General features: G+C 46.6%; 18 protein-coding genes. 11 read left to right on the forward strand and 7 right to left on the reverse strand.

The window, feature by feature from the left end:
* Window positions 1-63 precede the first annotated feature (63 nt).
* From QZW47_RS18490 to QZW47_RS18515, 6 genes are all read left to right on the forward strand, one after another.
* On the forward strand, window positions 64-519 hold the full coding sequence (locus QZW47_RS18490) for a cupin domain-containing protein (protein ID WP_293129463.1): 456 nt from the start codon (window positions 64-66) through the stop codon (window positions 517-519).
* Window positions 520-654: 135 nt separating this feature from the next.
* Window positions 655-1,305: a class I SAM-dependent methyltransferase gene (locus QZW47_RS18495; protein WP_293129465.1), complete on the forward strand. Its 651-nt coding sequence runs from the start codon at window positions 655-657 to the stop codon at window positions 1,303-1,305.
* 157 nt (window positions 1,306-1,462) lie between these two features.
* Window positions 1,463-2,347 (forward strand): AraC family transcriptional regulator, encoded by an 885-nt coding sequence (locus tag QZW47_RS18500; RefSeq protein WP_293129467.1) that lies wholly within the window; start codon window positions 1,463-1,465, stop codon window positions 2,345-2,347.
* Window positions 2,348-2,395: 48 nt separating this feature from the next.
* Complete coding sequence (locus QZW47_RS18505) at window positions 2,396-3,760, forward strand: AAA family ATPase (protein WP_293129469.1); 1,365 nt, start codon at window positions 2,396-2,398, stop codon at window positions 3,758-3,760.
* Window positions 3,761-4,064: 304 nt separating this feature from the next.
* Window positions 4,065-4,403 carry a hypothetical protein gene (locus QZW47_RS18510; RefSeq protein WP_293129471.1) on the forward strand — a complete coding sequence of 113 codons (339 nt, stop codon included), beginning with the start codon at window positions 4,065-4,067 and terminating at the stop codon, window positions 4,401-4,403.
* A gap of 368 nt (window positions 4,404-4,771) precedes the next feature.
* Window positions 4,772-5,368: a hypothetical protein gene (locus QZW47_RS18515; protein ID WP_293129473.1), complete on the forward strand. Its 597-nt coding sequence runs from the start codon at window positions 4,772-4,774 to the stop codon at window positions 5,366-5,368.
* Window positions 5,369-5,504: 136 nt separating this feature from the next.
* Here the strand turns inward: QZW47_RS18515 and QZW47_RS18520 are convergent, their stop codons facing one another.
* Window positions 5,505-6,773 carry a sodium:proton antiporter gene (locus QZW47_RS18520; protein ID WP_366930897.1) on the reverse strand — a complete coding sequence of 423 codons (1,269 nt, stop codon included), beginning with the start codon at window positions 6,771-6,773 and terminating at the stop codon, window positions 5,505-5,507.
* 8 nt (window positions 6,774-6,781) lie between these two features.
* On the opposite strand from QZW47_RS18520, the gene QZW47_RS18525 reads away from it, so the two are divergent.
* Window positions 6,782-6,910, forward strand: coding sequence for a hypothetical protein (locus tag QZW47_RS18525; RefSeq protein ID WP_293129475.1), 129 nt, complete (start codon window positions 6,782-6,784; stop codon window positions 6,908-6,910).
* 219 nt (window positions 6,911-7,129) lie between these two features.
* Here QZW47_RS18525 and QZW47_RS18530 read toward each other — a convergent pair whose 3' ends face one another.
* On the reverse strand, window positions 7,130-8,281 hold the full coding sequence (locus QZW47_RS18530; RefSeq protein ID WP_293129477.1) for a universal stress protein: 1,152 nt from the start codon (window positions 8,279-8,281) through the stop codon (window positions 7,130-7,132).
* Window positions 8,282-8,490: 209 nt separating this feature from the next.
* Complete coding sequence (kdpC, locus tag QZW47_RS18535; RefSeq protein ID WP_293129479.1) at window positions 8,491-9,120, reverse strand: K(+)-transporting ATPase subunit C; 630 nt, start codon at window positions 9,118-9,120, stop codon at window positions 8,491-8,493.
* Between the two features lie 18 nt (window positions 9,121-9,138).
* Between kdpC and QZW47_RS18540 the strand changes: the two genes are divergently transcribed.
* Complete coding sequence (locus tag QZW47_RS18540) at window positions 9,139-9,336, forward strand: hypothetical protein (RefSeq protein ID WP_293129481.1); 198 nt, start codon at window positions 9,139-9,141, stop codon at window positions 9,334-9,336.
* Between the two features lie 42 nt (window positions 9,337-9,378).
* Here the strand turns inward: QZW47_RS18540 and kdpF are convergent, their stop codons facing one another.
* The 4 genes from kdpF to QZW47_RS18560 form a co-directional block, all read right to left on the reverse strand.
* A complete protein-coding gene (kdpF, locus tag QZW47_RS18545; protein ID WP_293129483.1) occupies window positions 9,379-9,648 on the reverse strand; it encodes a K(+)-transporting ATPase subunit F in 270 nt (89 codons plus the stop codon).
* 124 nt (window positions 9,649-9,772) lie between these two features.
* Window positions 9,773-11,875 carry a potassium-transporting ATPase subunit KdpB gene (gene kdpB, locus QZW47_RS18550; protein ID WP_293129485.1) on the reverse strand — a complete coding sequence of 701 codons (2,103 nt, stop codon included), beginning with the start codon at window positions 11,873-11,875 and terminating at the stop codon, window positions 9,773-9,775.
* A 75-nt stretch (window positions 11,876-11,950) separates the two neighbouring features.
* Window positions 11,951-13,708: a potassium-transporting ATPase subunit KdpA gene (gene kdpA, locus QZW47_RS18555; RefSeq protein WP_293129487.1), complete on the reverse strand. Its 1,758-nt coding sequence runs from the start codon at window positions 13,706-13,708 to the stop codon at window positions 11,951-11,953.
* Window positions 13,709-14,164: 456 nt separating this feature from the next.
* Window positions 14,165-18,868 (reverse strand): DUF4347 domain-containing protein, encoded by a 4,704-nt coding sequence (locus QZW47_RS18560; protein ID WP_293129489.1) that lies wholly within the window; start codon window positions 18,866-18,868, stop codon window positions 14,165-14,167.
* Window positions 18,869-19,756: 888 nt separating this feature from the next.
* On the opposite strand from QZW47_RS18560, the gene QZW47_RS18565 reads away from it, so the two are divergent.
* From QZW47_RS18565 to QZW47_RS18575, 3 genes are all read left to right on the forward strand, one after another.
* Window positions 19,757-20,869, forward strand: coding sequence for a HAMP domain-containing sensor histidine kinase (locus QZW47_RS18565; RefSeq protein WP_293129491.1), 1,113 nt, complete (start codon window positions 19,757-19,759; stop codon window positions 20,867-20,869).
* Window positions 20,859-21,557 (forward strand): response regulator transcription factor, encoded by a 699-nt coding sequence (locus tag QZW47_RS18570; RefSeq protein ID WP_293129493.1) that lies wholly within the window; start codon window positions 20,859-20,861, stop codon window positions 21,555-21,557. The genes QZW47_RS18565 and QZW47_RS18570 overlap by 11 nt, the downstream gene beginning before the upstream one ends.
* Before the next feature lie 188 nt (window positions 21,558-21,745).
* A partial coding sequence (locus QZW47_RS18575) for an esterase-like activity of phytase family protein (protein ID WP_293129495.1) occupies window positions 21,746-24,330 on the forward strand: 2,585 nt, incomplete at its 3' end.

Genomic DNA, 24,330 nt, shown 5'->3' on the forward strand with positions numbered 1-24,330 from the left:
AACTGCGAAAATAATGTGAAGCAATAAAAGAGACTATGCCACAACTAATGAAAGGAGTATTTGATGATTATCAATCCTGAAAATGTGCCGAACAGTACGGGATCGAATTATCCCGAACAATTTAAATCTGCGGTGGCGGGAAGGGTTAAAAAACGCTTGGGTAATGCTGCGGGTTTGCAGAATTTTGGGGTAAATTTGGTGCGGCTGGCGCCGGGAAGTTGTTCTGCTCTGAGACATTGGCACTCTCGTCAAGATGAGTTAGTCTATGTTCTAGAAGGGAGGGTTACTTTGATTTCTAATGCCGGTGACGAAGTGCTGGAATCTGGTATGGTGGCTGGTTTTCGGGCGGGTGATGCTGATGGGCATCATTTGGTGAATCGATCGAATGCTGATGTTGTTTATCTGGAAATTGGCGATCGCACTCCTGATGATTCAGCGAATTATCCAGATGACGATTTAATTGCTAAAGCTGACGGCAATAGCTGGATTTTTACGCATAAAAATGGTGATATTTACTAAACATCAATGGTTATTAGCCACCTTCAGGTGCGGGCGGATTGTGTTTATCGATCGGTTTAAATCCCCGTCTGAAAAACCTCGCCCTCATCTGTCCACTGTCAACTGTCAACTGTCAACTATCAACTATCAACTGTTATGAGTCAAGTCAATCTTTGGAGTTCAGCGGAACACGCTTTGTGGTATCTGGCGAAGGCTGATGGTATTCCTCACCGCACTGAGGGTGAGGCGGTTTTGTTGGAGGAAGTACCGCAAACTGTGCGCCGGATTCTGGATGTGGGCACGGGTGATGGACGGTTGTTGGGTTTGCTTAAGTGCGATCGCCCGAATGTTGAGTGTGTGGCGATCGACTTTTCGCCGACAATGCTGGAAAAAGCCCGCATTCGCTTTGCTGACGACAAAACTGTCACGGTAATCGAGCACAATTTTGACGCACCTCTGCCGGATTTGGGCAAGTTTGATGCAGTGGTTTCGAGTTTTGCTATCCATCACGTTGAGGACGATCGCAAACGTTCGCTTTACGCCGAGATTTTCGAGCTTTTGGAACCCCGAGGCATTTTTTGCAATTTGGAGCACGTAGCGTCCCCAACAGAGGCTTTACATGAGAAGTTTCGAGTGGCGCTGGGTATTAGCAAAGAGTCCGAAGATCCGTCTAATAAATTGCTGGATGTGGAGACACAATTGCGTTGGTTTAGAGACATTGGTTTTGGTGAGGTAGATTGTTATTGGAAGTGGCGGGAACTTGCTTTATTAGTTGGGGTGAAACCCATCGCAGCGCCATCAGATTAGTTCGATCTTTCGGGCTTTAGTCCTCTCTTGGATGCGGACTAAAGTCCTCACTACAAACCGTTTAGATTAGTTCAATCGTTCGGGCTTTAGTCCTCTAGATATGCGGACTAAAGTCCTCACTACAAACTGTTTTTGTCGATCGCAGTCGAGACTCGCCGTGTCTGATAATCAACCCGCACCGCATTTGCACCTCCTTTCTAGCTTTGAATCGGGATGGGATGGTTTGAATCTCATTTATGAGCTAGAACCTGCTGACGAAATGCCGGAAACTGATTTAGAACATCACTTTATCATCATCGCTGAAAATGATTTTCGCGCGAGTTTTATGTTTAATGGCAGTTGGCAAGAGGTAGATTATGCTAGGGGCGATATTGCGATTATTCCTGCTACTGAAACTTTTCCGAGAACATTTGTCGATCGCGAAGTTCCATTAATTGAGCTGTTTCTCGCGCCTGCAATGCTTGCTCGTGCTGCTTTTGACTCTGTGGATGCAGATAAAATTGAGTTAGTGCCGCAGTTGCACCTGTGCGATCCGTTAATTCAGCATATGGGGCTGGCTTTGAAGCAAGAATTAGCAGCCGGAGGTGCAGACAGTCGCCTGTATGCAGAGTCAATGGGGACAGCCCTTGCTGTGCATTTGCTGAGGCGCTACTGTTCTTTTACTCCTCAGATTAAAAACTACACGGGCGGATTGTCGAAGTATCAGCTCCAGCAAGTATTCAATTATATCGAGCAAAATTTAGATGGTAATTTGAGTTTGGAAAATATGAGCAGTGCTGTGCAGATTAGTCCGCATTATTTTGCTACTTTGTTCAAGCAATCTACAGGTGTTACACCCCATCAGTATGTGATAAAATGTCGTATCGACAGAGCAAAGCAGTTGCTAGGGCGGCGGGAGTTGACTCTTGTGGAAATCTGTCTCGCAGTCGGCTTTCAAAGTCAGAGTCATTTTACTAGAGTGTTTCGCCAACAGGTGAAAACTACGCCCAAGGCTTATAGAAATGATTTGGCAGGTACTCCCATAGATGAGGCAAAATTTTGAGCAGATTCAGCTTCAAATACATACCCTAGAGGATTGAAGTTTACCGATATGGAAATCAAACGGGTTACTTTAAATAATATCGGGCCATTTGGAACCGAAGAAATTCCCATAGCCCCCACCGAGCAAAATCGTAGTAACGTCACCGTCTTTGTCGGTAACAACGGCACTGGCAAAACATCGATACTAGAAGCATTAGCTACTTCCCTCAGTTGGTTTATTGCCCGTTTACGTACAGAAAAAGGCAACGGCAGCCTGATTCGCGAAGATGTCATCCTCAACGCCGCGAATGCTGCTGCTATAGAAATAGAAATCTATGACTCCTTTGGGGCATCAGCTCATCAAAATGAAAGTGAGAATCGCTTTCATTGGACTGTCGCAAAAAACCGCACAGGGCGTAAATCCCCATACGCCAGTAACCTCAATAACTGCACCCGACTAGCAAATCGCTATCGCGATGTTCTTACCTACGATGACAACACTAGCCTACCTCTGATTGCGTTTTATCCTGTCGAGCGCAGCGTCATCGATATTCCGCTAAAAATTAGGACTAAGCATACATTCTTGCAACTAAATGGTTACGACAATGCCCTGAGTCATGGTGTAGACTTTCGTCGCTTTTTCGAGTGGTTTCGGGAACGGGAAGATGCCGAAAATGAATCGGGAATTTCTGAAGATATGTTTAGTGAATTGAGAACACGATTGGGAACAAATCAAAATGTATGGCAACAATTAAAAGAATTACAAGCCTCAGCCAAAGATCGACAATTAACCGCTGTTCGCGCCGCTATTCATCATTTTATGCCCCACATGGATCGTCTCAGAGTCCGCCGTAAACCTCGTCTCCATATGGCGATCGACAAAAATGGTGAAACTTTGAATGTAGCCCAACTTTCGCAAGGCGAAAAATCCCTCATGGCTCTCGTCGGTGATATTGCCCGCCGTTTAGCCATGCTCAATCCCGCTCTAGATAATCCCCTCACGGGTGATGGCATCGTCTTGATTGATGAAGTGGATCTGCACTTGCATCCCTCTTGGCAACGCAGCTTGTGCGATCGCCTAGTCGAAACTTTTCCAAATTGTCAATTTGTGCTTACAACTCATTCGCCCTTGGTAATTAGTGACTGTCAGAATGTTTTGGTTTACAGCTTAACTGATGGTGAATTGCAAGAACTGCCATCCCAATACGGGCAAGATGTCAATACCGTCTTATTAGATGTCATGAATACTAGCATCCGCAACCAAGAAATTGACAGCAGACTCAATGATTTGCTCGATGCGATCCAAGAATCAAACCTGCCTCAGGCTCAACACTTACTAGCAGAATTGACGGCTGAACTACCTGCCAACCATCTAGAACTGATGAAAGCCAAACTATTACTTCGGAAACAAGAATTGCGTCATGCGAAACATTAGTAAAAAGACTGAACCACCTAGTTTTACAGCCTGGAAACGGAAAAACTCACAGGGGCAATACACCGATTTAGACGCAGATATTCGTCGAGAGATTCGAGACTATACCCTACAATAACAGTTCGATCTTTGTGCTTATTGTTGCCAGCAAATAGAAGGCATTGACGCTTGCCATAACGAGCATCTAGAAGCTCAACATCTGAATCCCAAACGTTCCCTTGATTTTACAAATATTGTTGCTAGTTGTAACACCTATGATCGATGTGGCAAGGCCCATAAATCCCAACCATTACCTCTCACGCCATTGATGGCGGAATGTGAAACAGAACTTCGATTCAAAATTAGCGGTAGGGTAGAAGGATTGAGCGATCGGGCAACCACAACGATTCAAGTATTAAACTTGGGAGACAACGAAAAAAATAACCGCGCCTTGATTGAAAAACGCAAACAATTATCCAATGCTTTATTGTGGAAATATTATGGCGATCCCAACCAAGGGCTAGAGGACGACACAGAACTGCTGGAACTGTTGATTAAAGACCTGGAACAACCCCAAAATGGTCAACTGGAATCCTTTGCTCCTGTAGTAATCAATATCCTGCGAAGTTGGCTTCAACAGCTCAATTTAGAAGGTGAAACATCATAACGCGATCGCAAACCATGACGATAAATCAAGGCAGCGACAACAATTCACAACTCTCCCTCTCTGATTGAAGGTTGGGAAGATTAGGACATTTTTGAGGAGATTGGGCAAGACGGTGGCCACGGGCGATCGCTAAATTTAGTACGTACTGAGCTCGTGTCCTGTCAATTACCCGCATTCAAAAGGTTCGTAGTAAGGACTTTAGTCCTCGGGAAGAAGGACTGAAGTCCTCACTACGAACCTATTTTTTCGTGAGGTTCGTAGTGAGGGCTTTAGTCCTCGGGAAGAAGGACTGAAGTCCTCACTACGAACCTATTTTTTCGTGAGGTTAGATGGGCAGGATATGAGAATTTATTGTCAGGATTCATCAGATGAAAGGTTCTAAATTTGCTTGTGAAGGATGGAGCATTGTTGGTTTTTTTGCGCTGATAATTGGCGTGATGTTGGCTGGGATTTGGCTAGTTTATGGTGTTGATGAACTAGGGATGCGGTTGGCGATTCGAGCAACTGCTCGTACTTCGTGTGTCTTATTTCTCGGTGCTTTTGTTGCTTCATCAGTTCGCAGGTTGTGGCCAAATACTTTTACACTGTGGCTGTTAAAAAATCGCCGCTATTTCGGGCTATCGATGGCGGTGTCGCATACCTATCACGCGATCGCCTGGATCGGCTTGTGGTTTGCAACTTCTGGCGCGTCGCCTGGGTTTGACCCTCTGGGGATCTTGGGCTATGTCTTCTTGTTTGCGATGGCTGTAACATCTTTTGAGCGATCGGCAGCATGGATAGGTCAACGGGCCTGGAAAATATTGCACAATGCTGGAATGCACTATTTTTGGCTGGCTTTTACCTTTGAATTTGGTACTAAGATTGTCAAATCGGCGATCGTATATTTACCTTTGACAGTGTTACTCGTTGCAGCAATGATGCTGCGCCTAGTTTCTCCGAGAATACAGAGAAGATTAGTTAGTTAGTTCGGACTTGTATATTGTTGGCTAAAATACGGTCGATCCACAACGTTCGTAGTGAGGACTTTAGTCCTTATGAAAGAGCGGACTGAAGTCCTCACTACGAACCTGTTTGTATGACCTTGTGGGTGAGTTCTGTGAATTAAATTAAATCTGGGACTTTTGGTTTAATTCGGCGATCGTACCAGTTCATTAATGGGGTGGCGCTAATGCCGTGGACAATCACAGAAATGACGATGGTTGTAAAGGTTATCCAGGCAATCTTTTCGCCGAGTTCGCCTTTCAATCCGTGACCAAAAGCATAGGTAAGATAATAAATTGAACCGACGCCACGAATCCCGAACCAACCGCACAGCAAGCGGCTGGCGGGATGCAAGCGACCACCTATCGTACTGAGCCAAGCTCCCACAGGCCGGATGAAAAAGATTAATAATCCAGCTATTAACAGGGCGTAGCTGCTATGTGCTACCAGAGCTTCTAGGCGTAAAATGGAACCCAATATTAAAATTGTTGCTACTTCCATTAACTTTTCTATGCGCTCGGTAAAGTGCAGTTGGGAAAGCGGTTTTTCTGGGTCATGGTAACTGCGCTGCACTACAATTCCTGCTACAAAAACAGCGAGAAATCCGTAGCCGTTGACTACTTCTGTGAGGGAATAGGTGAGTAGAATTGTGCTGAGAGCGATAAAATCTTCCATTAATTCGTCGGCCGGTGTGTAGCGTTGGAGTCTTAAATCGATCCAAGTCACTGCTTTAGCTACTAAAATGCCCATGACGATACCTGCGGCCCCGGCCCAAAGCAAGTCAATTGCGGCCCACTGCGAAAACCAGTTCGGCCAGTTGTTATCTTTGAGCGCATAAATGCCAAAATAAACAAAGGGAAAAGCTAAAGCATCGTTTAATCCCCCTTCCGAGGTTAAGCCAAAGCGCAATTCATCGCGATCTTCTATATCAGCTATCTGAACTTCTGAGGCTAAAACTGGATCGGTGGGCGCCAGAATTGCTCCCAGTAAAATCGCAGGGCCCCAATCTAATTTGACAAACCAATGAGCGATCGCAGCAACAGCAAAAATCGAAATCGGCATTAAAAAACCAAGCAGTCGCGCGGTGGAATTCCACGCCCAAAGTTGTAGCGGGCGATTCATTTTTAAGCCACAACTGAACAGGGAAACAAGAACTACAAATTCTGTGAGTTTTTCGAGAACTTGAGCTTCGGGCCGCAATTCAATCAGCTTGACGCCGTAGGGCCCCAATGCGATACCGACAATTAGATAAATTAAGGCATAAGATACAGGTAATCGCGAAATCCATCCCGAGCCCAAGGTGACTGTGAGCAGGAGGATGCCAATTACTAGCAAGTTAAGAATGTAATGATCTACCATAGCGATCGCACTTTTAATCAGGCGTGACAAGTGCGATCGTGACAGATAAAAGCTTCTGGCACATCCGCCGTCAGCTAGAGTCTGCTATCTTCCGAAAGTTGCAGTTGTTAAGTAGAAGGAAGAAGATATCCATAGCAACCTGTCAACTGTTAGCTGTCAACTGTTAGCTGTTAACTGTTAACTGTTAACTGTTAACTGTTAACTGTTAACTGTTAGCTGTTAGCTGTCAACTGTTAGCTGTCAACTGTTAACTGCTAACTGTCAACTGCCAACTGTCAACTCTTCGACTCCCCTCGACTTCGCGGGCGGGCAAGTCGCTCAGCGCAAGCTGTCAACCCCTCGACTCCGCGGGCGGGCTCTTCTGTCAACTGTCAACTGTCAACTGACTAATTAGGAACCCCACTTTTATCGGTAGCGATGATGTGCAAATCTACGTGTTTGAGCGATCGCACTAACTGTTGAGTCAAGGAGCCACGCAGCAGCAAATTCCAGCGGGATTGCTGGCTTTCCCCGATCACAATTTGAGTAATTCGATACTGTTTAGCTACATCCGAAATCGCTTTTGCTATCTTAGTGCCGTTTACTCGCAAAAAATTCCCGTTAAATTCTTTACAAAGTTTCTGACAAGTTTCAACGTGCAAGCTTTCTGATTTTGTTAAAAATCGGTCTGGATCATCGACAAACACAGCATAAAACGGGGCATTCATATAGTTAGCAAGCCTCGCGCCTCGCCGCAGCAATTGCAAGGAATTAGGATAAGTCGAAACGCAGACTAAAACTCGTTCGTGAATGTTGCAAACTTGACCTTTTAAAGTTGCTGCGTCGTCTTCAACACTGTCTGCAACTTCTCGCAATGCTAGTTCTCGCAATGCAATTAAATGACGGCGCTGAAAAAAGTTTTTTAATGATTGTTCTATTTTTTCTGGAGCATAAATCTTGCCTTCTAGCAACCTTTCTTCGAGAGTTTCGGGAGTGACATCAACCACTACTATTTCGTCAGCTTTTTCCAAAATGCGATCGGGTACTCGCTCTCGGACTACAACTCCGGTAATTCGTGCTACTAAATCGTTGAGACTTTCTATGTGCTGAATGTTGAGGGTAGAGAAAACATCAATTCCAGCATTAAGAATTTCTTCGACATCTTGATATCGCTTTTCTCGCAGAGAACCTGGGACATTTGTATGAGCCAGTTCGTCTACTAATGCTAGTTGAGGGCGGCGTGCTATCACCGCCTCTGTATCCATTTCGGTCATCGTTTTTTCGCCGCGCAGCATTTGTTTTCGCGGCACTATTTCCAGTCCTTCAGCTTTAGCTGCCGTCTCTTTCCGCCCGTGGGTTTCTAATAGTCCGACAGCAACATCAATGCCTTGAGATTTGAGTGTATGTCCTTCTTCTAGCATTCGGAAGGTTTTGCCGACACCGGGGGCCATCCCAATAAAGATTTTGTGCTTTCCCCGGCGGCGGGTGCGATCGTAAGTGTGATTTGGTTGGACGTAAACAGCGTCTGGATTGTTTGGGAGTTCGCTAGAGTGAATCATAGCTTAATACTCAGTTGACAGTTGACAGTTGACAGTTGACAGTTGACAGTTGACAGTTGGAAGTTGGCAGTTGGCAGTTGGCAGTTGGCAGTTGGCAGTTGCTAAAAATAACAACTAACTAATGACTAATGACCAATGACCAATGACTAATGACCAATGACCAATGACTAATGACCACTGACCAATGACTAATGACCACTGACTAATGACTATTGTAAACCGTCGAGAGCCAAATTCAATTTGAGGACGTTAACTCCAGGTTCGCCGAAAACCCCCAGAAACCTGCCGTCTGTATTGTTGGCTACGAGCATTTCTACTTGATTGAGATTGAGCGATCGCACTTTGGCTACCCGCTCAATTTGCGCCCTAGCTGATTCTACACTAATGTGGGGGTCGAGGCTGGAACCAGAAGTGTAGACTAAATCGGCAGTCGGTTTGATTCCAGCTTGGCTGAGGCGGGCTACTTCCACTTGCACGCCTTGAAAACCATCTTTTTCATTGCCTCGTTTCAGCAAATCCGAGTTGCTGGGAGCGAGGTTGCTCGCTCCCGAAACCCCTGTTCTCTGAGTGGTATTTTCGGCTTTGCTAGGGTCGTAATCAGTAGCTGCAAAGCTGCTGTAGTTTGTGGTGCTGGGGCGACCCCAAAAATACTTTTCTGAGGCGAATGGTTGACCGATTAACGATGAACCGACAACAATTCCTTGCTTGGTAATTAAGCTGCCGTTTGCTTGGGAGTTGAAGGCAAGTTGACCGATCGCTAGCAGGATTAAGGGATAGATAATTGCGGTGATTCCCCACAAAACTAAAGTCACTCGGATGGCTCTGATTAATTCTCTCATAAATTACCTCAATTATTAATGAAGGAAGGAAGAAGGAAGAGGGAAGAAGGAAGAAGGAAGAAGGAAGAGGGAAGAAGGAAGAAGGAAGAAGGATTTATGAACCGCGAAGGCGCGAAGGGCGCGAAGGAACAAAAAAGAAGGAAGAAGGATTTAGACGCGGGGGTAAGAAACCGGGTTTTTCGCGAAATCTTTCGTTTGAGCGGGCAGATTTGGTAAAAAACCTGGTTTCTGCGAGTCGGCGCGCCCTACACGCTAAACCTAAAATCTTTCGGGTTGAAAAATTACGACAAACAAATAAACTGCAAGTCCGATGATTACTAAACCTAAAAGACTTAAACCCCAGGCAGCTTTTTTAGTTAAACCTTCATCTGTAGCCGCATAAACTGCGGGGGCAATTATCAAGTTAAAGCACATTACTAGAAATAGCTGCACCGGGATTGGGTGGCGCTGCCACAGCATTTGTCCTAACTCAATGGTTTCTTGAAAATCTCTCGGTAAAACATCATTCAGCAAATCGTTGCGTTTCATAATTACTCTTGTTTTTCTAATTGAGTTTTTTTGAGAAGTTGCAGCAAGGATTTTTTGATTAACCTTCATTCTGTCGCTTTTCTTTCTATCCATTAAATCTCGTATTCTGCTCGCGACTGAACCTCTATGCTAGCCCGACGGCGGTAATCAAAACATCGATAACTTTGATGGCAATAAACGGTGCAACTGCTCCACCCAATCCGTAGATTAAAATGTTTCGCTGCAACAGTTGATTGGCGCTCAATGGTCGAAATTTAACTCCGGTTAATGCTAGGGGAATTAAAGCGGGAATAATCAACGCATTGTAAACTAATGCAGATAGAACTGCTGATTGACCGCTACTTAAACCCATCACATTCAATGTGCCAACGGGGGCAAACATGGCGGGAATAATTGCAAAATATTTGGCGATGTCGTTGGCTAGGGAAAATGTGGTGAGGGCGCCGCGAGTAATCAGCAATTGTTTGCCGATTGTTACTAAGTCGATGAGTTTGGTGGGATCGGAATCTAAGTCCACCATGTTTGCTGCTTCTTTGGCGGCTTGGGTGCCGGAATTCATCGCGAGTCCGACGTTTGCTTGGGCTAGGGCGGGTGCGTCGTTGGTGCCGTCTCCCGTCATTGCTACTAATTTGCCTTCTGCTTGTTGCTTGCGAATTACTTCGATTTTGTCTTCGGGAGTTGCTTCGGCGATGAAGTCGTCAACTCCCGCTTCGTCGGCAATTACTGATGCTGTAATCCGGTTATCTCCGGTGAGCATTATGGTGCGAATTCCCATTTTTCGCAGTTGGTCAAATCGATCGCGAATTCCGGGTTTAATCACATCTTTCAAATAGATAATCCCGTAGGTGTCGTTGCCTTGACAAACGCCTAATGGTGTGCCTCCTAATCGCGAAACTCGCTCGTAAGCTTCATCGAGATCGGGGCCGATATTGCCGCCGCGCGATCGCACAAAACCCTTCACTGCCTCCACCGCACCCTTGCGCGCCTCGGTACCATCGGGAAAATCGGTGCCAGACATCCGCGTTTTAGCAGAGAAATCAAGTCCGATCGCTCCTTCTGCATTTTCTCGATCGAAGTTCGCCTGTGCGCCCAGGTTTTGAGCCAAACGGACGATCGACTTTCCCTCTGGAGTATCGTCAAATACGCTCGCCGTCAGCGCCACCTGCGCCACTTCTTGCAGCGTATGACCGTTTACGGGAATGAATTCCTCGGCTAAACGGTTCCCCAGCGTGATCGTCCCCGTTTTGTCCAAAATCAATGTATTTACGTCGCCGCAAGCCTCCACGGCGCGCCCGGAGGTCGCTATCACGTTAAATTGAGCGACGCGATCCATCCCCGCAATGCCGATCGCACTCAGCAAACCGCCGATCGTTGTCGGGATCAGCGCTACCAGCAGCGAAATCAGCGTTACTACGCCTACAGGAGTTTTGACATAATTGCCGATCGGCGGAATCGTCGATACCACAATCAAAAATACCAGAGTCAGCACCGCTAACAGCACCGTCAGCGCGATCTCGTTCGGCGTTTTCGTGCGTTCAGCGCCCTCTACCAGCGCGATCATCCTGTCCAAAAACCCCTTACCGGGGTCGGCCATCACCCGCAGCGTCAGCTCGTCAGAAAGGATGCGTGTCCCGCCGGTGACTGAACTGGCGATGTCCGAACCAGGTTCTTTGAGTACGGGCGCCGATTCGCCAGTGATTGCAGATTCATCCACCGACGCCACGCCTGCGATCACTTCGCCGTCAGAAGGAATGACATCGCCTGCGATCACTTTAATTTGGTCGCCGCGTCTGAGAGATGTTGAACTAACTTCTTGAATTGTACCATCTGGCAAGAGTTTGCGGGCTGTGGTGTCAGCTTTAGTCGATCGCAGGGCATCTGCTTGCGCTTTCCCGCGGCCTTCCGCCACCGCTTCGGCAAAATTAGCAAATACCAAAGTGAAAAACAAAATTAACGTTACCAGGCCGTTAAAAAGAACTTGATTCTTGCCGGGAACCGGGCCAAACAGCGTCGGATCGACGGTCAAAAGTGCAGTTACAATTGTCCCCACCCACACCACAAACATCACCGGATTTTTTAGCATGATCCGGGGGTCTAGCTTGAGAAAAGCTTCTTTAAAAGCTCTTTGATAAAGCCCTTTAGTATTTGCTTTTGGTGTATGTTTTCGAGACTCACGAGAGCCTCTGCGGGGGGATTTTTCGGAATCAGGGGTATTGGAGGAAGCCATAATTTGGATTTTTAATGAACCACAGAGGACGCAGAGAGCACAGAGAAAGAGAAGGGTGAGGTTGATGTTTTTTCGCTACTGAGATGGAGGAGTTGGTGTTCCCAGAGGCGATGGCGCAGTTATTGGTGCGGGTTCAAATTTGCCGCTCCTGATTTCGTATCCTTCAGCAATTGGCCCCAAAGCTAGCACGGGGAAGAATGTTAGCGCACCCAGAATGATGATTACTCCTGCGGTTACACTGGTGAACAAAACGGAATCTGTTCTGAGAGTTCCTGTGGTTTCGGGAACCAGTTGTTTGTTTGTCATGCTGTCAGCTAATAGCAGCAAGGCAATAATTGGAACGTAGCGCCCCATCAGCAAGCTAAAACAGGTGCTTAAATTCCACCAAAGTCCGGTAGGTGCGGGTTGAGAATCGGCCAATCCTTCAAAACCAGAACCGTTGTTAGCCGCCGCCGAAGCGTATTCGTACATCACCTGCGAAATGCCGTGAAATCCTGAATTACTGATGCCACTTAAGCTATCGGTAAAGGCGAGGGTGATCGCGCCAGGAATCAAAACTGCGATCGGGTGAATCAACAAAACCACACTCGCTAAAACAATTTCCCGTTTTTCAATTTTGCGCCCTAAAAATTCCGGCGTTCTCCCCACCATCAATCCGGTGAGAAACACGCTCAAAATTAGGTAAATAAATAAGTAAGCCGTTCCCGTTCCTTGTCCGCCCCAAACAATTTGCAGAAACAAGTTAAACAAAGTAGCAAAACCGCCGGGAGCCATTAAAGAATCGTGCATTCCGTTGACAGCGCCGCACATTGTGCCAGTCGTAGTTACCGCCCACAGGATAGTTTGGGCCCAGCCGAATCTAACTTCTTTTCCTTCTAAATTTGGCTGTACCGAACCCAGCAAACTATTAACTTGCGGATTGCCTTGAAACTCGCCAACTGCCGCAATGCCAATCAAGACAACATAAATTACAAACACCATCCCAAAAATCAGCCAGCCCTGCTTTTTGTTATTGGCAAATCTGCCGTAGGTGTGAATTAGAGCAGCGGGAATCGAAACCATTGCTAGGGTTGCCAGCAGGTTGCTAAAAGCGTTGGGATTTTCAAAGGGATGAGCCGAGTTAATGGCGAAAAATCCGCCACCGTTTTCTCCGAGTTGTTTGATGCTTTCAAAGTGAGCGACAGGCCCACGAGCAATTACTTGAGTGCCACCTTCTAAGGTGCGGGCAACTGCCGGCCCAGCCAAGGTTTCCGGCACTCCTGAAATTAGCAAAAGCAAGCCAATTATCAAAGAAAGAGGTAGCAGAATCCGGGTGATTGATTGAATTAAATCGATGTAAAAGTTGCCCAGCGGGCGACCAGTCAATCCCCGAATAAAGGCAATCCCTACTGCTAAACCGGTGGCGGCGGAGGTAAACATTAAAAAACCCAGGGTTAGCTGGGATAGATAACTGAATGTTGTCTCGCCGGAGTAATGCTGTTGGTCGGTATTTGTGAGGAATGAAATAGTCGTGTGCAGGGCGGTATCCCAGGTGGGCGCGCTGAGGCTGGTGGGATTTAAAGGCAGCAGTCCCTGAAGCATGAAAATCAGGAATACAAATATCCCCATTGCTAGGTTGCTGTAGAGCAACGATCGCGCATATTGCCAACCTGTCATGGAATCTCCAGACCGGATATTGCTGGCTTTGTAGATCAGTTGTTCTACTGGTTTAATGGCGGGGTCGAGAAGGGTTTTTTCTCCCATGTACACCAGCGCCATGTAGTTGCCGAACACGGGGGCGATCGCTATTAAAATGATTAGCGTTAATGTGACTTGAATTAATCCTTCGAGCATAACTGAGTTAAAAATTTCTCATTTAGTGATTACTCTACAGAAGTTTGGTTTTTTTTATAATCTGTCTTCAGGTATAAGTTACTGTTTAGAATTTATGTTGGTCTGCCATATACTTTAATGGATAGGCAAATGTTTAGCTCTTATTGATAATCTATACTTGCAGATATAGATGCTATCTAAACACTGTTTTTGGCGCCACAATGCGATCGATGCTTTAACAAACACGATTTACCCGATCGCATAGTTGGACGCGCAATTTATAGTAGTAGGCTACGCACTGCACACCGTACATATAGCAATACGGTTCACTTAAGACCGCTCCTCCCTAACCCCCCTTAAAAGGGGAAGAATGCTCTTAAAGTCCCCCTTAAGAAGGGGGATGCGAGGGGGAAATCCGAGTATAAGGAGTCTTAAGTGAACCGTATTGACATACAGAATAGCTTCGTCCGGGACTGTCTAAGCTATGTTGAAATTGGCAGCACTTATCAAGCTGGCAGACACTCCATTGAGAGAGGCTAAAATTTCACCGCTTGCTGACAAACGGATGAAAGTTGAACTGTTTTCTTGAGTAATTGACAATTGGGCAAAAGTGAGATTGTTACCCAATACTAACAAGTCTTTACCAACTTCAAAGTCAGTAATAGTATCAGTGCCGGCATTGGTAGCAACCAAGAATTTATCATTGCCATTACCTCCCGTCAAAACATCACTTCCCAAACCGCCAGTCAGCAAATCATCACCCTTACCTCCCAGCAGAATATCGTTACCATCACCGCCATTCAAAATGTCAGCACCGCGACTGCCAAACAAAACATCATTACCGCTACCTCCCAGCATAATATCATTACCTTTCCCTCCGAAAAGAGAGTCATTTCCGATCGCGCCGTCGAGGTAATCGTTGCCCCTGATGCCCATCAAAACATCATTTCCACTGCCACCAGTCAGGATATCGTCGTCATTTGTACCAAGAATGCGATCGGGGGAATTGCTGCCAAAATCCGCGTCACCAGTAACAACAGGAACCGCAAGCCCAGCCCCAGGCGATGTTGTGTCTTTAATTTTGCTATCTAAAGCAGCACCAGTATTCTCAGTAACTAACTGGGAAATTGGCTTGCTTCCCGCACCAACTGCTTTAAAGTCTTGAGTAGTTACGCCCAAGGTTACTTTTTGGACGCGGGCGACTGCTTCGGGAATTGAAGTTGTTGTGCTGGAGACAGCGGCATCAATGCGTTGATTTGCTGTTGCCATTACAGTCGCAGCTTGCGAGGCCATCTGGGTGAAGTTTTGACTGTTAAAATTGGGGTCAACTTGCTTGATTCTACTGACAGATTGCTGAATAATTGGCTCTAAATCTGCTGCATTGCTGAGGTTTAAAGCTGTATTGGATTGAATTCGAGTCGTAATTGAACTGACAACAGCCTTGACAATATCCTTAGTTAATGCACTCGAAGCACCGTCAATCAAAGCGGTAGTTTGAGTGATGATGTTTTGGACTTTAACCATTGCGGATAAGACTTGGACTCCCCCTGGCTCGTTGTTGTTGGTTGCCTTGATCGGATCTAAGCTAATCAGCTCAACATCAGCGGGGATGGAAAGGGATTTTTTGACTAAAGATTGTGCTTCTGCTGATGTAACTCCTTTGTCGATTAAGTCAGCTACTAAACTGGTTAAGAGGGTGACAACAGTAGCATCTGGTGGTGCCGTAACTGGTGTTTCTAGCGGTAAACCAGTGGCGGTATCGGTGCCACCTATGGCAACTATATTGCCTTCTTCTGGGTCAATTTCCCCGTTTTCATTTTTGTCAAAAATGTCGGTGGGGAAATTCAGATTGAATTCACCATTAGAGCTAGTTATGGCAGATGGTTCGTTAGGATCGAGTATGCCGTTTTTGTTGGCATCTAAGAAGACAGTAGAACCAGCAATGTAATTGTCAATCACAAAACCGCCGAAATTGTTACTCTTGAACCGAACGAGTTCGCTAACACTGGCACCAGACGCATCCTTTCCCGTTACCTTCAGCCAATAGTTGAAAGATTTTGGGCGACTCGCATCTAAATTGATAGTACGGGTTTCGGGATTGAAAGTTAACCATGAGGGGAGAGGAATTTGAGGAAAACTTAACCCATCTACCGGCTGGCGATAGGAACTGCCGTTGAGAGATCTCTCCAAAGTGAATGCAGACGAATTCAAAGCATTGTAATCGGCCAGACAGATCGTATAACTAATGCGATCGCCCGGATCGGGGTCAGTATCGGTGTTTGCAGCAAAGGTCAACTCATTGGTTTTATAACCTCCTTGCGACAAGACAGGACGATTTACCACTGGTGGGCGATTATCCGTTGGTGTCGGTGTTGGTGGCGGTGTTCGTATCGGCGTTGGCGTTGGCGGTGTTGGCGTTGGCGGTGGTGTTGGCGTTGGTGGTGTTGGCGTTGGTGGTGTTGGCGTTGGTGGTGTTGGTGTTGGCGGTGTTGGTGTTGGTGGTGTTGGTGTTGGTGGTGTTGGCGTTGGTGGTGTTGGTGTTGGCGGTGTTGGTGTTGGCGGTGTTGGCGTTGGTGGTGGTGTCGGTGTTGGTATTGGTGGTGGTGTCGGCGTTGGTGCTTCTGGTATGGGCAGTGGTGTCGGTGCAGTGTAATTAATAATAGTTGTGGTAGCCGTATCAGCGGTAATTATCGGTGTTGCCGCTGCGATACCTGTGGCATTTGACAAGGTGACGGTAATAGTTTCATCAGGTTCAACTACGGTGTCGCCCAACACATCCAGAGTAATGGTTTTCGATGTTTCACCGGTGAGAAAATTAATCGTGCCAGCAGTAGTTCGTGCGCCAGAAGTGCCGCCGATATTGTTATAATCGCTGACGTTGGTAGCAGTTCCGGCGATCGCATATTTGACACTACTTGCCCCGTTAGTGACGTTGCTGCGAGTCACAGTGAAAGTTAGAGGTTTTTTGCCGCTATTGCCTTCCTCAATGGTGGCAGTATCGGTCGCAATGGCATAAGCAACAGAAACCTGATCGGCGATAGTTAGTGTGGTTTGTTTTGTGGGGCCCGCAATCGCACCAGTAATTGTACCCAAGTTGAAAATTGCGGTTTCGGGGTTTTCAGAGATACTGTCAGCCTTGATAGTAACTGCAATATTTTTGGTGAGTGCGGCACCTGTTGAACCAGCGGGGAAGGTAATCGAAGTAGGGGAAAAGGTGTAGTCTAAATTTTGGGTGGCTGTGCTAGTGGGGTCGAGGACAATTGGGACAACTATCTCGTTTAAGGGAGTGCCGCCGGTAATGGTGACGGGAATATTAACTACTGTGTCTGTTGTTCCTTCGACACTATTGTAAGTGACCGCACCGAAATTAACTGTATTCGATGTATTCAGCAGAACCGAGACATCGTTAGACCATCTGTTCGTATTAGCTAAATCTAACTTGCCGTCACGATTAAAATCTGCCGCAATGATAGCAGTAGGAGCTCCCGGATTCCCGATTTTAAAGTTGCTGAGATTACCAAATTTACCCGTACCATCTCCTAACAAGACTGATGTTTGGTCAGAATCATTAGGCGCGGCTAAATCGAGTTTGCCGTCGCCGTTAAAGTCGCCTGCAACCACAGATTGAGGACGGCCTGCGACAGTAAAGTTGGTAACAGTACCAAAATTACCCGTACCATCTCCCAAAAAAACTGAGATATGTCGATCGACTTGATTGTTATTATTGGTAGCAAGGTCGAGTTTGCCGTCGCCATTAAAATCGCCTGTGGCGAAAACATGTGACCCTAATCCGGCGGTAAGGTTAACCGGGGAGTTAAAGTTGCCATTACCATCTCCTAAGAAAACGGAAATGTTATCAGTTCTTTGATTACCTGACGAGGTGATTAAATCTAGTTTGCCGTCGCCGTTAAAGTCGGCTGTGGCAACATTATCCTGGGTTCTTTCTGTATTAATGTAAACGGGCTTAGCAAAGCTACCTGTACCCGATCCGAAAAGTATTGAAATGTATTTTCCATTCAGCCCAGGGGTTGTGGCTAAATCTAACTTGCCATCTCCATTAAAGTCGCCTGCTGCGATCGACTCAGGATTTAGCGGCTTCAGCTCTTTTGGATCGGAAAAGAAGTTGGTAGGATTGCCAAAACTGCCAGTACCTGTCCCCAGCCGGATGGAAACGAAATTGCCTTTAGCATAATTCTGAGTATTCGCTATAGCTAAATCGAGTTTGCCGTCTCCATTAAAGTCGCGCACTACAATGGCATAGGGATTCTCATTACCTGGGTCCAATAAGGTGGTAGCAGTACCAAAGCTGCCCGTAGTACCCGTCCCCAACAATATGGAAATATTCTGGGATTGCCAGTTGACCACGGCTAAGTCAAGGAAACTGTCGCCGTTAAAGTCGCCCGTACCCATGTCAAAAGGCTGCCTGTTGACACTATAGTTCCTGGCTTCACTGAAGGTGGAGAGAACGTGGCTGTATGCTGCTAGAACTTCGGGCCGAAATGCTAAAGAGGTTGCTATTTTCCCGGTTGTTGTTTCCAGTTTCCAGTCGCCACCTTTTGCTGCACTTCCGGTGAGGTTTTTGGAGGCGGCAACGTTGGTATTTGTGAGTTGGGCGATGCGCTGGATGAAGGTTAAATCGATCGCATATTCATTATCGATCGCGCGTCGATCGTTTGTGGCGTATTCCTCTGATCCGCCGGGGGTTTCAACCCCCGTCTCATAGCGAAAGTCCTCTGAAGAGGACTGAATAGCCACCTTGTTTTCAGTCGGTTTCAACCGACTTTCGCTATGAGACGGGGAATTAATTCCCCGGCGGAATTGCGGACAAATGCGAGGCCCTGAGGCGACATTACAACCATAAATCAGAATGTCCGCACTAGGAGTTAAAGCACTCCGCCACTGCTGCAATTTCTCGGAATAAGCATCTAGATTGTCTAAACTCAAGCCACCGCTACCCAGTTGCAAGCGGCCGGGAGTGCCGTGAGAAATGATGTGAATGCTATCAATATTGGTACGAAGAGCTAAAATTTCAGTGATTTGGTCGATCGCATCCCTTGTGGCATCCAAAACCACTACTTCCGTACCCGGTGTTACCCCGGCCATCAAACTTTGATAATCTGCAACTTGACGATCGATAAAGGCGATCGCACTTCCTGAAACTTGACAATTAAAGTTTGGCATCACACACCTATTCCTGATTTAAAAAGAGTGAGAACTTCTAGCATCGACTGTAACCGCTTATTCCAGAAAACTCTGTAAATCTTTGATAAAGATGTACGCTGTTTTATACAGGCATAGTTTCTAACGGAGCGAGTACGCCCGTGCTTGCTTTCTTGCCCGCGAGGACAACCATGATTCAACTTTGCACACACCTACTAAGTAGGTAGATCCAATTAAACCAAACTACATAAAAGTATGGAAATAGGGCTGAATTACCCACCTAGAGTTAAAATACCCACTTTTAAGGGATTTGCATACTTTACAATCCTTTACTTTACATAGTTACGTTTTACAGCAGTTTGTTGCTTGCGGATCGAGAATGCTGCAAGATATTAAGTCGATCGCACTTTGTACCGTGTTTTTATTAAATCAGGTGGCTATTTGAGAACGTGAGTAAGTTCTCATCGACTTCTCATCGACTTTTTATTAGACCTCTTGCATAATTAGGTCAGTCCTGGACGCACTCCGACAAAGAAACCGGGTTTTTTACCTAATCTTCGAGTACGAACGAAGTATTGTCGTAAAAAAACCCGGTTTCTGGGCCCCAATGCGTAAGTCCTATAGATTAGATCTCTTGCAAAAGTCTTTTTGCTCAATTTTTGGAACGGGCTCTCCGGCCCATTCCACAAAATTTTTTTTCTGTGGAACGGGCCGGAGAGCCCGTTCCTAGCTATTTTTGCAAGAGGTCTATTTTTGCCCAGATATGGCAAGGCATAACCCATTTTCTTAGATTTTGAGTAAATTAAGATGTAACAGGTGGTATGAGGCCCTAGGTAATAAGATCGTTTGTGTCAGCCATCGATCGAGTCCGCCCTCGCCTTGCCGATTGCTATATTATTCTCCTTTCTAATGAAAATCTTGATAAACTTCTTAAAAATCAACAAAAACCTCGCACTTCAAGAGAAGTATTTGCGGGGGCGGTGGTCGATCGCACTTTTATTCGCTATTGTCGTCGCGCTGGAATTTAGCACGCCGCCAGAGTATCTGTTTGGGTATCTGTACACGGGGCCGATTTTACTGGCAAATTCGCGCTTGAGTCGGCTGGGTAAGTTACAGATTACGCTGGTAGCTGCTGCTTTGACGCTGTTGGATTTGTTTGTACCTCACCGACAAACGATCGCCCTCGCAACTCTAGCCAATAGATCGATCGCAGTGATGGCCTTGGGAGTCACCGGATATTTGAGCGATCGCAACCAGCAATATCAAGAAGCGATCGCGATCGCCAAAGCTCAATTGCAGTCGCAACAGCAGCTAGCCAGCATCCGAGAAGATTTTGTCTCGACTTTGAGTCACGACTTAAAAACCCCGATGCTGGGCGCAATTGAAACAATCAAAGCCTTTGAGTCAGCACAATTTGGGGCTGTCACTCCGAGCCAGCAAAAAGTTCTCGAAACAATGGCGCGATCGCACAAAATGTCACTACAATTAGTAGAGACGCTGCTGGATGTTTACCGCAACGATGCCGAAGGTTTAAAACTGCAACTTGCGCCCGTAAATTTAGTCGCTTTAGCAGAAGAAGTAATTGCCACCCTCATCCATTTATCGGCGGCGCGCCGAGTTTATATTAGTATGAATTATGGAGAGTCAGATTTCCGTCGCTCGTTGTGGGTAAATGGCGATGCAGTCCAACTCCAGCGCGTTTTTGTAAATTTGCTAACCAACGCGCTCAACCATTCTCCTCGCGGCGGCAAAGTAGAAATAACCATGGAATCATCGGCTAGCTATCAGGTAGTAAAAGTGCTCGATAGCGGGTTGGGAATTACCGCTTCGGAACTGCCGCACCTGTTCGAGCGTTTTTATCAAGGAAATGGCGATCGGCAAGCCAAAGGCTCGGGATTGGGGTTATACTTGTCTCGCCAAATTATTGACGCCCACGGCGGTATAATTTGGGCAGAAAACAAATTGCCTTTAGGGGCGTTGTTTGGATTCCGACTACCAGCTATCTCCGCCAATGAAACCTAATTTTCCCTTGCGAATTCTTCTAGTTGAAGACGACGAACTGTTTCGGTTAGGACTGCAAACTAGATTGCAGCAAGAAAGTTGCGTCCAAGTAATTGCCGAGGCAGAAGATGGGGAAACGGCGGTTGAATTGACTCAAGAACACTTGCCGGATGTGGTAGTTCTGGATGTTGGTTTGCCGGGAATAGGTGGCATTGAAGCGTGCCGCAAAATAAAACAGCGACATCCAGAAATTCCGGTTTTAATATTAACATCCCACGCCCAAAAAACCTTAATTGAAAGGTTAATTGCAGCCGGAGCCCAGGGATATTGTCTCAAGGGAATTGCCGCGGAAACATTAGTTTTAGCAATTCGATCGGTAGCATCGGGGGCTTCTTGGTGGGACAAAGCGGCAACTGCGGAAATTCGGGCAGTTTTTAATAATCCAGAACCTAGCAAATGCGCGACAAAACCCGAAATTTTAGACAATCCGCTGACGAAGCGAGAACAGGAAATTTTAGCTTTAGTTGCCGCAGGGAAAAGCAATCAAGAAATTGCACAAATATTGTACATTGCTCCGGGTACGGTGCGGGTGCACGTGCACGCGATTTTGCAAAAGTTAGAAGTACGCGATCGCACTCAAGCAGCAGTGTTCGCTATTCAGAAAGGATTGGTAGCAGAAGAACTTTTGGCGATCGAACCAGGTTTGTAGTGAGGAATGCGAGTCCGTATCAAAGAAAGGACAGGTTTGTAGTGAGGAATGCGAGTCCGCATCAAAGAAAGGACTGAAGTCCTCACTACAAACCATGGCAGTTAATTTTACTGATGACATTTAATATTTGAATTTGCTAAGTTAGCTAGATATTAATTTCCCTACTGTCATCTAACCAGAGGTGTATTGTGCCAAATTTTATCAATTCTGTTATGGGTTCGATCGCCTTTCTCGACTCCGCCCTTCCCGATATCCAAAACCTTCGCAACGGTATCGCAGCGGGAATAGAAGTAATTATCATTGATGCGGCGCGGGATGGAGTAGCACAAATTACGGAAGTGCTAGGGAGTCGCAGCAATATTAGAAGCATTCATATTATCTCCCACGGTCGATCGGCGAGTTTGCAGCTAGGCGCGATCGATCTAAACTTGACAAATTTACAAACTTATGCTAACCAATTGCAGCGTTGGTGGCGATCGCTCGTAGAGAGTGCAGAGATTTTGCTGTACGGGTGCGATGTAGCGGCGGATGATGCGGGCGCTAATTTCGTGCAGCAACTGAGTCGGCTAACGCGGGCAAAAATTGCTGCTTCCAGCGGGCCGATCGGCAATTCAGCTTTAGGCGGAGACTGGCTGCTAGATTATACAACGGGAAAGATTGTTGCTGGACTGGCGATCGACCAAGCCACAACAGCCACCTATCAATTTGTGTTCGGCCTGCAATTTTTGGGACAAGCAGGATTTCCGGCAAGTCAAACTTTTGGAACACCAACAACCCAGGTAGGTGGACTATCTGGCATTACCTACGCAGGGAACAACACTTACTACGCTATCTCAGACGGCCGCAATGTTGGTGGCAGTCCCGATCCGTCTCGCTTTTACACCCTCACTATACCTAATGTGAGTTCGGGTAGCTTGGCAGCAGTAGGAGGAGTTGCTTTTACAGCGGTAACACAGATTGGCAATCCGCCTCCCTTTGCCGCAGATACATCGGATACAGAGGGCATTGCCTTAATCGGCAGTAATGTCTTCGTCTCTTCTGAAGGAAATTTCTCGACAAATACCCAGCCTTTTATCAATAGATTCGCCATTGCAACAGGACAACAAGACCTAGCGCTGCCTATTTCTTCTCCCAAATACGACGTATCAGCAGCTCCTAACATAGGCATCCGCAACAATCAAGCTTTTGAAAGTCTAACTATTACTCCCAGTCAAAGTTTTCTGTTTACAGCAACAGAAAATGCTCTCAAACAAGACGGCCCTGCTACACTTACAACGGCTACAATTGGCACGCGATCGCGAATTTTAAGATATAACTTAGCCACAAACACCGCAAACGGAGAATTTCTTTACAACACCGATCCAGGCAACGGCATTTCGGAAATGCTGGCCGTTGATGATAATACGCTGCTGGTTCTCGAACGTTTTCTCAACCCAGGCCCGCCGGTTTCAGGCGATTTGAAGCTTTATCAAATTTCTTTAAACAGTGCGACTGACATTCAAAGCAATACTGGCTTGATTGCTTCTGGTGTTGCTAGCATTACACCAGTATCGAAAACTCCGATCGCTACTGCTGCTGCTTATTTCTTCAGTGCAGGATCTCCGCCACTTGTAGACAATTTTGAAGGGATGACATTTGGGCCTCCTCAAACAACACTGACGGCAAATGGGAAGCGAACGCTCATTCTTGTCAGCGACAACAATTTTGCCATTCCCACCAGATTCGCAGCATTTGCAGCCAACAACGCACCTGTACTCGACAACAGCGGTTCGCCGGTACTAACAGCAATTAATGAAGATGTACTTCCTGCCAGCAACACCGGCAGCTTAGTTTCTGCTTTAATTACAGGTGCAGTTACAGATCCCGACACCGCCGACACTCAAGGAATTGCAGTCACGGCAACAGACAATTCTAACGGCAGTTGGGAATATTCAACTAATAGCGGTGCGACTTGGACGGCATTCGGCACCCCGTCAACAGCAGCAGCGAGACTGCTAGCAGGTACTGCCAGCATTCGCTTTGTTCCCAATGCTGACTACAACGGCACTCCCAATATCACCTATCAGGCATGGGATGGAACAACAACAAACTCTGGCACTATTACCTTCACAAATGGCGGGACGGCTGATATTTCAACTCCTAGCAGTATTGGGGGTTTAGCAGCTTTCAGTAGGGCCAGCGAGACAGCAACTATTACCGTCAATCCTGTCAACGATGCACCGTCATTTGTCAAGGGGCCCGATCGCACAGTCAATCACAGCGCAGGCCCGCAAACCTTTGCTGGATGGGCCACAGCGATCTCCCCTGGGCCGGCAAACGAGTCAGCACAAACCGTCAACTTTCAAGTGGTGGGAAATGACAATCCCGGTTTATTTAGCGTACCACCCGCGATCGGCTCTTTCGGACAACTGACTTTTACCCCCGCCACAAGTGGAACTGGCAAGGCTAATATCACTCTCAACCTCAGAGACAGCGGCGGTACAGCTAACGGTGGCGTAGATACTTCGGCAAACCAGACATTTGTGATTAATATCACCAACAATCCGCCAACAGCCAATCCCGACACCTACAGCGTTTTGCACGATCGAGTGTTGACCGGATTTCCGCCAGTCTTATTCAATGACTTCGACATCGATTTCGACACGCTGAGTGCCGGACTTGTCACTGGGCCGACCAAAGGTAAACTATTACTCAATCCCAAGGGCGACTTCACTTACACTCCTAACCCTGGCTTTGTCGGAATTGATACCTTCACTTACAGCGCTAGCGACGG

It is taken from the genome of Microcoleus sp. bin38.metabat.b11b12b14.051 (assembly GCF_013299165.1).
In the GTDB taxonomy this organism is placed as follows: Bacteria; Cyanobacteriota; Cyanobacteriia; order Cyanobacteriales; family Microcoleaceae; genus Microcoleus.

Bases quoted from the DNA above. Each gene is read 5' to 3' on its own strand.
- QZW47_RS18490 (WP_293129463.1), top strand. From the start codon at position 64: ATGATTATCAATCCTGAAAATGTGCCGAACAGTACGGGATCGAATTAT.
- QZW47_RS18495 (WP_293129465.1), top strand. From the start codon at position 655: ATGAGTCAAGTCAATCTTTGGAGTTCAGCGGAACACGCTTTGTGGTAT.
- QZW47_RS18505 (WP_293129469.1), top strand. From the start codon at position 2,396: ATGGAAATCAAACGGGTTACTTTAAATAATATCGGGCCATTTGGAACC.
- QZW47_RS18510 (WP_293129471.1), top strand. From the start codon at position 4,065: ATGGCGGAATGTGAAACAGAACTTCGATTCAAAATTAGCGGTAGGGTA.
- QZW47_RS18515 (WP_293129473.1), top strand. From the start codon at position 4,772: ATGAAAGGTTCTAAATTTGCTTGTGAAGGATGGAGCATTGTTGGTTTT.
- QZW47_RS18530 (WP_293129477.1), bottom strand. From the start codon at position 8,281: ATGATTCACTCTAGCGAACTCCCAAACAATCCAGACGCTGTTTACGTC.
- kdpC (WP_293129479.1), bottom strand. From the start codon at position 9,120: ATGAGAGAATTAATCAGAGCCATCCGAGTGACTTTAGTTTTGTGGGGA.
- QZW47_RS18540 (WP_293129481.1), top strand. From the start codon at position 9,139: ATGAAGGAAGGAAGAAGGAAGAGGGAAGAAGGAAGAAGGAAGAAGGAA.
- kdpF (WP_293129483.1), bottom strand. From the start codon at position 9,648: ATGAAACGCAACGATTTGCTGAATGATGTTTTACCGAGAGATTTTCAA.
- kdpB (WP_293129485.1), bottom strand. From the start codon at position 11,875: ATGGCTTCCTCCAATACCCCTGATTCCGAAAAATCCCCCCGCAGAGGC.
- kdpA (WP_293129487.1), bottom strand. From the start codon at position 13,708: ATGCTCGAAGGATTAATTCAAGTCACATTAACGCTAATCATTTTAATA.
- QZW47_RS18560 (WP_293129489.1), bottom strand. From the start codon at position 18,868: ATGCCAAACTTTAATTGTCAAGTTTCAGGAAGTGCGATCGCCTTTATC.
- QZW47_RS18565 (WP_293129491.1), top strand. From the start codon at position 19,757: ATGAAAATCTTGATAAACTTCTTAAAAATCAACAAAAACCTCGCACTT.
- QZW47_RS18570 (WP_293129493.1), top strand. From the start codon at position 20,859: ATGAAACCTAATTTTCCCTTGCGAATTCTTCTAGTTGAAGACGACGAA.